Source organism: Lacrimispora brassicae (assembly GCF_054772055.1).
Map to the genome: position 1 here is coordinate 1 of NZ_BRYH01000003.1, position 12,713 is coordinate 12,713.

The 12,713-nt window shown below is 48.2% G+C and carries 12 protein-coding genes; 10 read left to right on the plus strand and 2 right to left on the minus strand.

Features of this window, described 5'->3' with window-relative positions; all coding sequences use genetic code 11:
• The first annotated feature begins 335 nt into the window (after positions 1 to 335).
• Entirely contained in the window at positions 336 to 2,354 is a 2,019-nt protein-coding gene (locus tag ACYVD3_RS01300; protein ID WP_460640700.1) for an alginate lyase family protein, read from the plus strand.
• Positions 2,355 to 2,454: 100 nt separating this feature from the next.
• On the opposite strand, the gene ACYVD3_RS01305 is transcribed toward ACYVD3_RS01300, so the two are convergent.
• Positions 2,455 to 3,264, minus strand: a complete 810-nt coding sequence (locus ACYVD3_RS01305) for a lysophospholipase (protein WP_460640701.1) — start codon at positions 3,262 to 3,264, stop codon at positions 2,455 to 2,457.
• Between the two features lie 553 nt (positions 3,265 to 3,817).
• Here ACYVD3_RS01305 and ACYVD3_RS01310 point away from each other — a divergent pair.
• From ACYVD3_RS01310 to atpC, 8 genes are read left to right on the plus strand one after another with little or no spacing between them, the layout of a single operon-like run.
• Positions 3,818 to 4,513, plus strand: coding sequence for a F0F1 ATP synthase subunit A (locus tag ACYVD3_RS01310; RefSeq protein ID WP_460640702.1), 696 nt, complete (start codon positions 3,818 to 3,820; stop codon positions 4,511 to 4,513).
• 29 nt (positions 4,514 to 4,542) lie between these two features.
• On the plus strand, positions 4,543 to 4,761 hold the full coding sequence (gene atpE, locus ACYVD3_RS01315) for an ATP synthase F0 subunit C (protein WP_460640703.1): 219 nt from the start codon (positions 4,543 to 4,545) through the stop codon (positions 4,759 to 4,761).
• A gap of 54 nt (positions 4,762 to 4,815) precedes the next feature.
• On the plus strand, positions 4,816 to 5,316 hold the full coding sequence (gene atpF / locus ACYVD3_RS01320; RefSeq protein ID WP_460640704.1) for a F0F1 ATP synthase subunit B: 501 nt from the start codon (positions 4,816 to 4,818) through the stop codon (positions 5,314 to 5,316).
• Positions 5,297 to 5,800 carry an ATP synthase F1 subunit delta gene (gene atpH / locus ACYVD3_RS01325; RefSeq protein WP_460640705.1) on the plus strand — a complete coding sequence of 168 codons (504 nt, stop codon included), beginning with the start codon at positions 5,297 to 5,299 and terminating at the stop codon, positions 5,798 to 5,800. Before atpF ends, atpH begins: the two co-directional genes overlap by 20 nt.
• A 5-nt stretch (positions 5,801 to 5,805) precedes the next feature.
• Entirely contained in the window at positions 5,806 to 7,314 is a 1,509-nt protein-coding gene (gene atpA / locus ACYVD3_RS01330) for a F0F1 ATP synthase subunit alpha (protein ID WP_460640706.1), read from the plus strand.
• Between the two features lie 3 nt (positions 7,315 to 7,317).
• Positions 7,318 to 8,220 (plus strand): ATP synthase F1 subunit gamma, encoded by a 903-nt coding sequence (gene atpG / locus ACYVD3_RS01335; protein ID WP_460640707.1) that lies wholly within the window; start codon positions 7,318 to 7,320, stop codon positions 8,218 to 8,220.
• Between the two features lie 41 nt (positions 8,221 to 8,261).
• Positions 8,262 to 9,656: a F0F1 ATP synthase subunit beta gene (gene atpD / locus ACYVD3_RS01340; RefSeq protein ID WP_460640708.1), complete on the plus strand. Its 1,395-nt coding sequence runs from the start codon at positions 8,262 to 8,264 to the stop codon at positions 9,654 to 9,656.
• Positions 9,657 to 9,672: 16 nt separating this feature from the next.
• Complete coding sequence (atpC, locus tag ACYVD3_RS01345; protein ID WP_460640709.1) at positions 9,673 to 10,089, plus strand: ATP synthase F1 subunit epsilon; 417 nt, start codon at positions 9,673 to 9,675, stop codon at positions 10,087 to 10,089.
• Between the two features lie 65 nt (positions 10,090 to 10,154).
• Here atpC and ACYVD3_RS01350 read toward each other — a convergent pair whose 3' ends face one another.
• Positions 10,155 to 10,961: a ZIP family metal transporter gene (locus ACYVD3_RS01350; protein WP_460640710.1), complete on the minus strand. Its 807-nt coding sequence runs from the start codon at positions 10,959 to 10,961 to the stop codon at positions 10,155 to 10,157.
• A 217-nt stretch (positions 10,962 to 11,178) separates the two neighbouring features.
• Here ACYVD3_RS01350 and ACYVD3_RS01355 point away from each other — a divergent pair, with 217 nt between their 5' ends.
• Positions 11,179 to 12,711 (plus strand): C40 family peptidase, encoded by a 1,533-nt coding sequence (locus ACYVD3_RS01355; protein ID WP_460640711.1) that lies wholly within the window; start codon positions 11,179 to 11,181, stop codon positions 12,709 to 12,711.
• Positions 12,712 to 12,713 lie beyond the last annotated feature (2 nt).

Here is a 12,713-nt window from a genome sequence, read left to right on the forward strand (position 1 = left end):
AACGAGACTCTTAATCTATTTGTCCGGGGTTTGAGCCCCCGAAGGCGCATCAAAAGTTCCGGTTTTGCAGACAGAGAGCTGCGGGGGTGGGGCTTTTATTTTGCGAGAATTTATGCGGGTTGCGAGACCTGGTGAAAACTGGATAGAACTGATATGAGAGAGGAGGCCGGATATGGCGTCCTCTTTTTGATTTTCGAATTAATAGGTCTGCAGCTGGATATCTTACGAACCTAAAAAAAGAGTAAGAATCATGAAAATCGTTTATTCCATTTCTTCGGTTTTTCCTTTATAATAGAAGGTAGTATAATAATTTTTCACAGAAGAGGGGGAACGAGATGTCAAAGGAACAGTATTTTGAAAACCGAAACAATTATATTGCCCTTGAGGACAAGGTTTGGGTCACGGATTACTGCCAAAGAAACTGGCCAGAAGAAGTGAACCACATCCTGCGCATTGCCGATGATGCGGCGGAGCAAACGTTTTTATTCGATCTGCGGTGGGATATGGAACGCACCTATGTGCCGGTCCACTTTGACGGGGAAGTGGTCTGGGATCATATGCCGGGAGATGACCCGGAATTTATCTTTCAGTTCAACCGCCACCAGTTTTTTATATGCCTGGGACAGGCATATACCATAACCGGAGATGAAAAGTATGCAAAGACTTTTGCAGAGCTATTGGATTCCTGGATAAAAAGCAACCCTCTGACAGAAGAAACCAGGCAGACCACATGGAGGAGCATTGAGGCCGGGATACGGGCTGAAACCTGGGTAAAGGCCATGGGCTATTTTAAGGAAAGTCCCTCTGTCGGAGACGAACTTGTGAAGGCATATATGGATTGTCTCGCCGTTCACGGGGAATACCTGATGACAACCTACAAACATTTCCAGATCAAGAGCAACTGGGGAGTGATTGAGAACCGGGGGCTGATGGAGATCGCACTGGCTCTTCCTGTTTGCGACCGGACAAGGGAATATCTGGATGCAGCCCTTATACGCCTTAATGAAGAAATAGAGGTGCAGGTGGCCGACGACGGAGTGCATTGGGAACAATCTCCTATGTATCATAATGAGGTGTTTCACTGTTATCTGGAAGTGATGCGTCTGGCCGGACGTTACGGCATTAAGCTTCCCAAGAAAATGAAAGAGAAAGTAAGGCAGATGGCCTATGCAAACATTGCATGGAAAAAGCCAAACCATTGCCAGCCCATGCAGGGAGACAGCGATGAAACCGATCTCAGGGATCTGCTGGCCCAAAGCGCCTGGCTTTTTTCAGACCCGGTGCTGAAATTTTGTGCCTATGACAGAATGGATTATGACGGAGCCTGGGACTTCTTAAAAGAAGGGATCCAGGGCTATGGAAAGCTGGATTCAAAAGAACCGGATTTTTTAGAAAGAGTCATGGAAAACACCGGAAATCTTTTTATCCGCTCCGGCTGGGATGAAAATGCCGACTATTTCCACTTCCGCTGCGGATTCCTGGGAGGAGGCCACGGCCATTCCGACAAACTCCATGTGGATCTTGTGATCAACGGAGAAGACGTGCTTATGGACACAGGGCGTTATCATTATGTGCCCGGTGAAGCAAGGACCTGGTTTAAAAGCGCCCTGGGCCACAACGTTCCTCTGGTAGATGGCCGTGACTATCTAACATGCCGGGAGGCCTGGGGAGTGGATAAAATGTCCGCAGCGTATTTTGGCGGCTATAAGAAAAAGGACGGATACCGTTATGTCCAGGGAAGCCACGGTGGATATTTAAACGGGAAAGAGGGCAACGTGTGGATTACCAGAAAGGTGGTGGCAATTGATACGGACCTTTATCTGATTGCCGATGAGTTTTTTTCCAGTGAAAAGCATACCTGTCAGCAGCTTTACCATTTTAACAACTTAGGAAAGGTCTCCCGTTCCGGGGCCACGGTGCGCTATTCCGGCATCAAAGCTGACGGGGAATTGACAGTTCTCACAAAAGGGTGTGAGATGAAGCTGTCGGAAGGCCGGATTTCCAGAAATTACAATCAGATGGAAACAGGAAAACAGCTTCTGGCGGGAAGGGAAACAGAGGGATTTTCTTCCATCATTACCATTGTTTCCGGAGGCCAAAAGAGGAAATACAAAGCCCCGGAGCTTTCTCTCCTTCCTGTATTCGGTGCAGATCCAACCCTTCCCTTAAGCCCTTCTGAGGCGGAAGCGGTATCCATTGGCTGGAAGGGAAAGAAGTATGTGGTCATTCTGGCCCACCGGGATATTGGGGATTCCTGTGACCTGCTTACGGCAGGAGAGGTAAAGGGTCTTGGAACGGTCATTGTGTTTGATACGGAGAAACAGAAGGTAGGAGGTACAGTCCTTCACTGGTAGAGAACCTGAAATAAAATAAAAAAGAAAGCAGCGTTTGCCCGTAAAGGAAAAACGCTGCTTTTTGCATAACCTGAGGATGAAAATGATGATATTCCTTCTCTTAATGGGAAATCCTCGCCTGGATCCAGTGAAGGGCATCATGAATGACCTCATCCTTGCAGTATTCATTAAAGATCTCATGGAACAATCCGCCGTAAATCTTCATCTGCTTATCCTTTGACGGGGCGGCTGCAAAAAACTGATAAGTGTCCTGAACGCTTACCAACCCATCCTTTTCTCCGTGAAGCATGAGAATGGGGTACTCAAACCTTGTGACCGCCTCTTCAAACCAGGCAATTCCCTGGCAGATGGAGTAGCATAAGCCGGTGGTAAAGGTTTTAGAGTTATAGGGATCCTTGCCGTACCAGTCCGTAACTTCAGCGACAGAGCAAACGCCGGCGCCCAGTTCGTTGGGAAGCTTGGTATGGGGATCCAGGCCTTTGGGAACACTGCTGATCAGCCCTATGATATCCTTTGTCAAAGCTCCGCTGGTGACGATGCCCCGAAGTTTTTTGTCTGTGTATTTTGCGCCATACAGGGAAACGGTAAAACCTCCCATGCTGTGGCCTACTAAAAATACCGGAATATCCGGATTTTCTTTGATGGCCATGTCAACCACCACATTGGTGTCGTCAAGCAGTTCATTAAAGTCTTCATAGTGGGTCCGTTCCCCCTCGGAACGTCCGTGGCCCCTGTGATCGAAGCGGTAGGTCCCGATCCCGGCCTTGTGAAACAGCTCCGCAACGTAATCATACCTTCCCTGATGCTCACACAGCCCATGAACAATGACGGCCACTCCTAGCACGGCCTCTGGAACCTCTCTGTTTAAAAACAGCCTGGTCCCGTCAAATGAAGAAATCATTTCTCCCATAGAAATACCTCCTTTGAAGCATTTGTTTTGCATTTCTTCTATTATAGCAGAATCCTGTCCATTTTAATAGGAAGAAAGCCATGAAAAGCAGGAAAAGTTTTTTGCATGGCATTTGTAGGATTTGATAGCCTCACAGGAGGACAAGGCAGAAGGGGCATCCTTTTTTTCCATCAATCTCTGCTTATTTATAATTGCGTTAGGTACTAATGACGGGGAAATGAAAAAACCCAAAAAAAACGTAGTTAAATTTCACAAATAATCAGAAAAAAATTCTACATAAAACCTAGAAAAATTCACTGAAAAGAAAATACTTTAGGATCTGGCCATATTTTGGCTTAAAAAATTAATAAAAATTTTATAATTTCACAGGTTAAAATTGTTTTAATTGTTCAAACAAGTGCAGACATTAACAGGATGTTACGAATTCTGCAAAAAGTTGACAATTTCCAAAGATGAAAGTATGATACACGGTATACCTCCTGTATCATGTATATTTAGGAGTACAATTTGCAAATCTGGTAATATATAAGAGGAGGACGGTTTAAGAAAGGAAGTGAGCATTACGGAGGATTTGGCAGAGAAGTTATTAGAGGAACTGAACTGCGAAACGGTTTTTACCATTCCTGTGTTCGGCGGGATTCCCATCTCTGAATCAGTGGTGGTATCATGGATTATCATGGCTGCTCTGACGCTCCTTTCCATCATTCTGGTAAGAAATCTTAAGGTTGAGAATCCTGGGAAGAAGCAGTTAGCGCTTGAAATGACAATCGGCGGAATTTACAATTTTTTTGAAGACCTGGTGGGAGAAGAGGGAAAACGGTATATCCCTTATCTCATATCCGTGGCAATTTATATCGGAGTGGCCAATTTAATTGGCCTGGTGGGATTTAAGCCGCCTACCAAGGATTTAAATGCCACCGCAGCGCTTGCTATTATGAGCATTTTGCTGATAGAGTATTCAGGTTTTCACAAAAAAGGGGTTAAGGGTTTTTTTAAGAGCTTCGGGGAGCCGCTGCCGCTTCTTGCCCCAATGAACGTTCTGGAATTATTTATCAGGCCGCTTTCTCTGTGCATGCGGTTGTTTGGTAATGTTTTGGGATCATTCGTAGTTATGGAGCTGCTTAAGCAGTTGGTTGCGCCAATCGTACCTATTCCGTTCACCTGTTACTTTGACATCTTTGACGGATTGATTCAGGCGTATGTATTTGTATTTTTAACTGCACTTTTTATCAAGGAAGCAGTGGAGTAAGTCATTAAAATCAAAAGGAGAGAATTATTATGTTAATAGCAATTGGAGCAGGAATCGCAGTATTTACAGGTATTGGAGCAGGAATCGGAATCGGAATCGCAACTTCCAAGGCAGTTGATGCCATTGCAAGACAGCCAGAGGCGGAAAGCAAGATCAGCAAGGCCCTTCTTTTAGGTTGTGCCCTTGCCGAGGCAACTGCCATCTATGGTTTCGTTATAGCCCTTCTCATTATTTTATTCCTCAAATAATTCTTAAGATCAGGATTAGGGTGGAAAAAATTAAAAGAAAGGCAGGCGGTATAGATGCTTAGACTGGATATGAACTTTGTGTGGAATATGGTGAATCTCATCGTCCTGTATCTTCTCCTTAAACATTTCCTCATAGGGCCGGTCACGGATGTGATGAACAAACGGAAGGGAATGATTGACCAGAGCATATCAGATGCCAGGAATAAGGAAGGTCAGGCAGCAGAGCTTAAAAAACAGTATGACGAAAAGCTGGCTGCCTCCTCTGAAGAGGGATCAAGGCTTATTGAAGAAGCGAAAATCCAGGCAAAGGCCCAGTATGACCGGATCTTAAAGGATGCGGGGGAAGATGCAGGCCGTCTGATGGTCGAAGCCAGGAAACAAGCGGAGGCTGATCAGGAAAAGGCTATGCGTGAGGCCAAGGCGCAGCTTGCAGGCTTAGTTATTGCAGCAGCGGCCAAGGTAGTTAATCAGGAGGTGAGCGCCAGGGCAAATCAGGCGCTTTACGATTCATTTATAGCAGAAGCAGGTGATTTCCATGATGCAGGCAGCAATTAATTACGGGCAGGTTCTTTATGAGCTTTCTGTTCCTGAAACGGTCATTGAGGAAACGGCTCTGGCATTAAGGACTGTGCCGGAGCTGAAACGCGCCCTTAATAGCCCTGTGGTGGCAAGGAGCAGCAAGTACCGGATCGTTGACCGTGTATTTTCTGCTGAAATCAGGACTTTTATCAAGGTCTTGGTGGACCGCCGGGATATGGACCTTGCAGATGATATTTTTAAGGCATGGCGTGCCTGTGTTTGCAGGCAGGAAGGGATCCTGGAGGCTTCTCTTTTCTACGTGACAGAGCCGGAGGAAGAACAGCTTCAGGAGATCAAAGGGATGCTGTGTAAAAAATATGAAAAAAAGGATGTAAGGCTTCGCCTGATCCTTGACCCAAGTTTGATCGGCGGATTCATCATTCGCGTGGGAGATGTGGAGACTGACTGGAGCTTAAAGGGACGTCTTAAAGAATTGGAACAAAAAATAATGCGGAGGTGAAAAACGTGGCTTCCATCAATTCAGATGAAATTATTTCTATATTGAGAAGTGAGATTGAAGATTATGACGCCCATGCCAGGGACCAGGAAGTGGGAAGGGTTATAAGCGTTGGCGACGGCATTGCAACGGTTTATGGAATCGACCGTGCCATGTACGGAGAAATTGTTATTTTTGATAACGGAATCAAGGGAATGGTACAGGACATCAGAAGAGAAGACATCGGCTGTATCCTGTTCGGCTCTGACCGGGACATCAGGGAAGGCTGTAAGGTAACAAGAACAAAGAAGCGCGCCGGTATCCCCGTAGGCGACGGGTTTGTGGGAAGAGTGGTCAATGCTCTTGGTGCGCCCATTGACGGAAAGGGAGAGATCATCTCTGACGATTACCGTCCCATTGAACATGAAGCACCTGGCATTATTGACCGTAAGAGTGTATCCGTGCCCATGGAAACAGGGATTCTTGCCATTGACTCCATGTTCCCCATTGGACGGGGGCAGAGGGAGTTAATCATCGGCGACCGTCAGACCGGTAAGACTTCCATAGCCATTGATGCGATCTTAAACCAGAAGGGAAAGGACGTGATCTGCGTTTATGTAGCGGTCGGCCAGAAGGCTTCCACCGTTGCAAAGCTGGTGAATACCCTGACTCATTACGGTGCCATGGATTATACCATCGTGGTATCTTCCTCAGCCAGTGAGCCGGCGCCCTTACAGTTTATTGCGCCTTATGCAGGAACTGCTCTGGCAGAGTATTTCATGTACAAGGGAAAAGATGTGCTCATCGTTTATGATGATCTGTCAAAGCATGCGGTGGCTTACCGTGCCCTGTCTCTGCTTTTAGAGCGTTCTCCAGGCCGTGAGGCTTATCCCGGCGATGTATTTTATCTCCACTCCAGACTTTTGGAACGTTCCAGCCGGTTGAACGAGGAAGCAGGAGGCGGTTCCATTACCGCACTGCCGATCATTGAAACCCAGGCAGGAGATGTATCGGCTTACATCCCCACCAATGTCATTTCCATTACAGACGGACAGATATTCCTGGAAAGTGACCTGTTTTTCTCCGGTATGAGACCGGCGGTAAACGTTGGACTTTCCGTATCCCGAGTAGGTGGAGCGGCACAGACCAAGGCCATGAAAAAGGCTGCGGGAAGCATCCGTATCGACCTGGCCCAGTGCCGGGAGATGGAGGTGTTTACCCAGTTCAGCTCGGATTTAGATCCGGCTACCAAGGAGCAGATCATGTATGGAAAAGGGCTTACGGAGTTGTTAAAACAGCCCTTATGCCATCCTTTAAGCCTCCATGCCCAGGTAATCAGCCTGGTTGTGGCCAATAACCGGCTGCTTTTGGATGTGGAAGTTCCTAAGATCAAGGAGTTTCAGAGAGAAATGCTGGCTTTCTTTGATGAGCGCCATCCGGAAATCGGAAAGGAAATCGAAGAGAGCAAGGCGCTGTCTGACCAGCTAAAGCAGAAAATTCTTGATGCGGCAGCCGAATTTAAACAGAAACGGGTGTAGGATATGGCAAATGCGAGAGAGATACAAAGCAGGATGAACAGCATCAAAAGCACTATGAAGATAACCAATGCGATGTATACCATTTCCTCGTCAAAGCTGAAAAGGGCAAGGAAAGCCCTGACTGATACGGAGCCTTATTTTTATGCGCTGCAAAGGACCATTGCCAGGATCATAAGGCATACGCCCGACATTGACGACCCGTATCTGGATACAAGACCGCATATTAAAAAAGAAGAACGTAAAATCGGATACATCGTGGTAACGGCTGACAAGGGGCTTGCTGGTTCTTATAATCATAATATTTTTAAACTGGCTCAGGACCAGATCGACAAAGGCGGGAATCCCATGCTGTTCGTAGTAGGTGACCTGGGACAGCAGTATTTTACGAAGAAAGGAATACCGGTGGAGCAGGATTTCCGGTATACCGTGCAAAAGCCAAATATGAGCCGGGCCAGAATCATTGAAGAAAAGATCGTGGATTACTTTCTGTCAGGAAAGCTGGATGAGGTGTATATGATCTACACCAGGATGGTGAATGCCATGAAAATGGAAGCTGAGATCGAACAGCTTCTTCCCATCCCTAAGCACCGGATAGGCCAGACCGTTCCCATTAACGTGCATCTGGAGGAGATCACCATGAAGCCGTCTCCCCAGGCAGTGATTGATGCCATCGTGCCCAATTACATCGCAGGCTTTATCTATGGAGGCCTGGTGGAATCCTATTCCAGCGAACAGAATTCCAGAATGATGGCAATGCAGGCCGCAACAAAAAGTGCCCAGGAAATGCTTGACGAACTGGCGATCACCTATAACAGGATCCGTCAGGCCGCCATTACCCAGGAGATCACCGAGGTGATCAGCGGTGCAAAGGCCCAGAAGAAGAAAAGGAAGAAATGTTCCAGTTAACTTTAGAGAGGAGGAGTCCTCACAACTGTGAGTAACAGAATATGAATAATGGAAAGATCGTTCAGGTCCTTGGACCTGTAGTAGACGTTGAGTTTTTTGAGGGCAGCGACCTTCCCCGTATTAAGGACGCCCTTGAGGTGGATAATGACGGGAAACGCTGTGTAATGGAAGTTGCACAGCATATGGGCAACAGCACGGTCCGCTGCATCATGCTGGCTTCCAGCGAAGGACTGTATAAGGGCATGGAGGTAACCGCTACCGGGGAAGGAATCAAAGTCCCGGTAGGTGAGCAGACTCTGGGACGCCTTTTTAATGTCCTTGGAGAGACCATTGATAACGGAGGAGCCTTGCAGGGAGGCCCGGAGTGGGTCATTCACAGAGATCCTCCGGCCTTTGAGGAGCAGAGCCCGGTGGCTGAGATCCTGGAAACAGGGATCAAGGTCATTGACCTGCTGGCCCCTTATGCGAAAGGCGGAAAGATCGGTCTGTTCGGCGGTGCCGGTGTGGGAAAAACGGTTCTGATCCAGGAGCTGATCCACAACATCGCCACAGAGCATGGCGGATATTCTATTTTTACCGGTGTTGGAGAGCGTTCCCGTGAGGGAAACGACCTTTGGACTGAGATGGGAGAATCCGGGGTTATTTCAAAAACAGCCCTGGTGTTCGGCCAGATGAATGAGCCGCCGGGCGCACGTATGCGTGTGGCTGAGACAGGACTTACCATGGCGGAATATTTCCGTGATGAAGAGCATAAAAATGTGCTTTTATTTATTGACAATATCTTCCGTTTTACCCAGGCAGGTTCTGAGGTATCCGCCCTTCTTGGACGTATGCCATCGGCTGTTGGCTACCAGCCCACCCTGGCTACGGAAATGGGTGAGCTTCAGGAGAGGATCACTTCCACGAAAAATGGTTCCGTTACCTCCGTTCAGGCAGTTTATGTGCCTGCCGATGACCTTACGGATCCGGCTCCGGCAACGACTTTTGCCCATTTGGATGCCACCACGGTTTTATCCAGAAAGATCGTGGAACAGGGAATTTATCCGGCGGTTGACCCTCTTGCGTCTAACTCCAGAATCCTGGAACCGGATGTGGTGGGGGAAGAGCATTATGAAGTGGCCCGTAAGGTTCAGGAAATCCTTCAGAAGTACAGAGAACTGCAGGATATTATCGCAATCCTGGGCATGGAAGAACTGGGGGATGAGGATAAGACAACGGTTTACCGGGCAAGAAAGATCCAGAAATTCCTGTCTCAGCCATTTTCTGTGGCTGAGAACTTTACCGGAGTTGCGGGCAAATACGTTCCCCTTAAGGAAACAGTCCGGGGCTTTAAGGCAATTGTAAACGGTGATATGGACCAGTATCCGGAAGCCGCATTTTTTAACGTAGGAACCGTTGATGAGGTGATTGAAAAGGCCGGAACATTAGAGGCTTAGCTTGGAGGTGCTGCCTGTGAGTACAAATACATTTTTCCTTCAGGTTCTTGCCAGCAACAAGATATTTTATAAGGGCCGGTGCCAAAAGCTTATTATTCCCCTTGCAGATGGCGAGAAGGCGGTTCTTCCCCATCATGAGGATATGGTCATTGCAGTATCCATAGGGGAGATGCGGCTGTTGGATGAAGACGGCCAGTGGATTCATGCAGTTGTAGGAAATGGCTTTATTCAGATCGTTAACAACCGTGTGACCCTTCTTGTTGACACTGCCGAGCATCCGGAGGAAATTGATGAACGCCGTGCAGAGGAAGCCAGGGAAAGGGCGGAGGAGCAGCTAAGGCAGGGGCAAAGCCTTCAGGAGCACTCTCATTTTGAGGCTTCTTTAGCCAGATCTCTGGCCAGGCTGCGTACAAAGCACAAATATGAAGTTTGACAGGAAATCATGATAGAAAAAAAGATATCCGGGAGGCAGAGGTCTGTCTCCCGGATATCCTTTTTTTATCCCAAAGCTACATCTAAAATCATCATGATCAGAAATCCCACCATAACTCCAAGGGTTCCAACATTGGAATGCTCTCCCAAGTGGGCCTCTGGAATCAGCTCTTCCACCACCACGTACATCATGGCGCCTGCCGCAAAGGACAAAAGCCAGGGCATGAGCGGCTGGATGCTGCCGGCAATGATCACGGTAAGGATCCCGAATATGGGTTCTACGATCCCGGACATGCTGCCCTTGAGAAATGCTTTTCCCGTAGATAAGCCTTCCTGTCTGAGCGGCAGGGAAATGGCGGCGCCTTCCGGAAAGTTCTGAATGCCGATACCGATGGCAAGAGCTATGGCGGCGGTATAAAGGGAAGGATCACTTCCGTGCTGGGCGGCCAGGGCAAAGGCCAGCCCAACGGCCATGCCTTCCGGAATGTTATGCAGGGTAACGGCCATGACTAACAGGGTGGTCCGTTTCCAGGTGGAAGAGATTCCTTCCGCCTCATTCTTTCCGTGAGCGTTCATGTCGGGATGAAGGTGAGGAAGAAGAGTATCCAGCACTATGAGGAAAAGTACCCCTAAAATAAATCCTCCGGCAGCAGGCATCCAGCCTGGAATCCCTTTTGCCTCGGCTTCTTCAATAGCCGGAATGAGAAGCGACCATACAGAGGCCGCAATCATGACGCCGGCAGCGAAGCCCAGGAAGATTCTCTGGACAGACTGGTTTACCTCCTTCCGGAAGAAAAATACAACGGAAGCACCCAGGGTGGTCATGAGGAATGTAAAGCCGGTACCGCCGGCAGCCCACAAGATCGGTGTCATAAAAATCCCTCCTTTTCTGTTTAAAGTCAGCGGTTCTGACTGTATTTTCACTGCTTTAACTATATCATAACCTCTGTTTGGGTGCAATGAGATAAATTCCCTTTCCCTTTCCGACAAATTTATGCTAAAATAGACCTGATTTTACATATTAAATACCCTTCGGGTATCCCTTTATGCTCAGAGAGCATGAGCAATAATTAGGAAAGGAATTTGGTTTATGAATATAAAAATAAGATGGAAAAGGCGTTCTGCCTATTCTTTGTTTCTGGCGGCAGCGACATCTTCTCTGCTGGCAGGCTGCGGAAAAACAGAAACAGTTACGGATACTGGGAAAGATGCTACGCCATCCATAGCCATAGCAATGGAACAAGAAACGGAAATGCAGCCCGTTGAGATACTGACTCCCGGTGGAGATTTGATGCCAAGGTTACTGACGGTGCCGGAACAAAAGGAAAATCCCATTCCGGAGTTTCTGCGCAACGGGGCAGAGCATCCGGTGGTGGCCAGCCTTCAGGAGCGTTTGATGAATCTGGGCTTTATGGATAATGATGAGCCCACCCATTATTTTGGAAACGTGACAGAGGCGGCGGTCAAAACCTACCAGCGCCAGAACTGCCTGGTCCAGGATGGGATCGTAGGGCCTGAGACTTTTAATTCCATTATGTCTCCATCTGCTAAATATTACGCCGTATCTAAGGGCGTGGAAGGGGAAGACATATCACGGATCCAGGTCCGCCTTTATGAATTAGGGTATCTTGCCAGTGGAGGCCAGGTATCCGGCAGCTTTGGGGATGAAACTGAGGCAGCGGTGAAAAAGCTTCAGGAGGTCAACGGATTAAACATAGACGGTAAAGTCGGACGTCAGACCATAAACCTTCTCTACAGCGAAGAGATCAAGCCCAACTTTCTGGCCTATGGGGAAAAAAGCGACGTGGTTTTAACCAGCCAGCAGCGCCTTAAGGATCTGGGGTACTTAATCACTGCTCCGGACGGGGCTTACGGAGATGATACGGTGACCGCGGTGAAGCAGTTCCAGTCCCGGAATGACCTGGTCGTGGATGGATATTTAGGACCTTCCACCAGGATCACCTTAATGAGCGCCGGGGCACAGCCAAACGGCCTTACCCTTGGTGAGCAGGGGGAATCGGTTACCAGGATCCAGCAGTTGTTAAATAAATACGGGTACCTGGCTTCCGCCAATGTGACTGGATATTATGGTGAAGTGACAGAAAAGGCGGTAAAGGCCTTCCAGAGCAACAATGGCCTGACTGCGGATGGTTCTGTGGGACAGCTTACCATGGGTAAACTAACGGGAAGCGGCATAAAATCCGCAGGGTCTTCCGGCTCTTCAGGCAGTTCTTCTAAGGGAGGTACCGTTAAGGGCGGCTCCGGTGTAAGCGGACTGCTTTCCATTGCCAGATCCAAGCTGGGGCGCCCCTATGTATGGGGAGCCAAGGGATCGGAGTCCTTTGACTGTTCAGGATTTATCTACTGGTCCCTTAACCAGGCAGGAGTGAGACAAAGCTACCTGACGTCTTCCGGCTGGAGAAATGTAGGTAAATATACGAAGATCACCAGCTTTGGAAGCCTGCAGGCAGGGGATATCATCGTGGTAAGCGGCCATGTGGGAATCGTAGCCGGAGGCGGAAATGTTATCGACGCTTCCTCCAGTAACGGAAAGGTAGTGGAACGTTCCTTAAGCTCCTGGTGGAGGAAGAACTTTATCTGCGGCTGGCGTATATTTGGATAGGA

What these genes read in the sequence shown, in the direction of transcription:
- atpH (WP_460640705.1), top strand. Translation starts at nt 5,297, where the DNA reads ATGATGCAGGCAGCAATTAATTACGGGCAGGTTCTTTATGAGCTTTCT.
- atpE (WP_460640703.1), top strand. Translation starts at nt 4,543, where the DNA reads ATGTTAATAGCAATTGGAGCAGGAATCGCAGTATTTACAGGTATTGGA.
- atpG (WP_460640707.1), top strand. Translation starts at nt 7,318, where the DNA reads ATGGCAAATGCGAGAGAGATACAAAGCAGGATGAACAGCATCAAAAGC.
- atpD (WP_460640708.1), top strand. Translation starts at nt 8,262, where the DNA reads ATGAATAATGGAAAGATCGTTCAGGTCCTTGGACCTGTAGTAGACGTT.
- ACYVD3_RS01350 (WP_460640710.1), bottom strand. Translation starts at nt 10,961, where the DNA reads ATGACACCGATCTTGTGGGCTGCCGGCGGTACCGGCTTTACATTCCTC.
- ACYVD3_RS01305 (WP_460640701.1), bottom strand. Translation starts at nt 3,264, where the DNA reads ATGGGAGAAATGATTTCTTCATTTGACGGGACCAGGCTGTTTTTAAAC.
- ACYVD3_RS01355 (WP_460640711.1), top strand. Translation starts at nt 11,179, where the DNA reads ATGAATATAAAAATAAGATGGAAAAGGCGTTCTGCCTATTCTTTGTTT.
- ACYVD3_RS01300 (WP_460640700.1), top strand. Translation starts at nt 336, where the DNA reads ATGTCAAAGGAACAGTATTTTGAAAACCGAAACAATTATATTGCCCTT.
- atpF (WP_460640704.1), top strand. Translation starts at nt 4,816, where the DNA reads ATGCTTAGACTGGATATGAACTTTGTGTGGAATATGGTGAATCTCATC.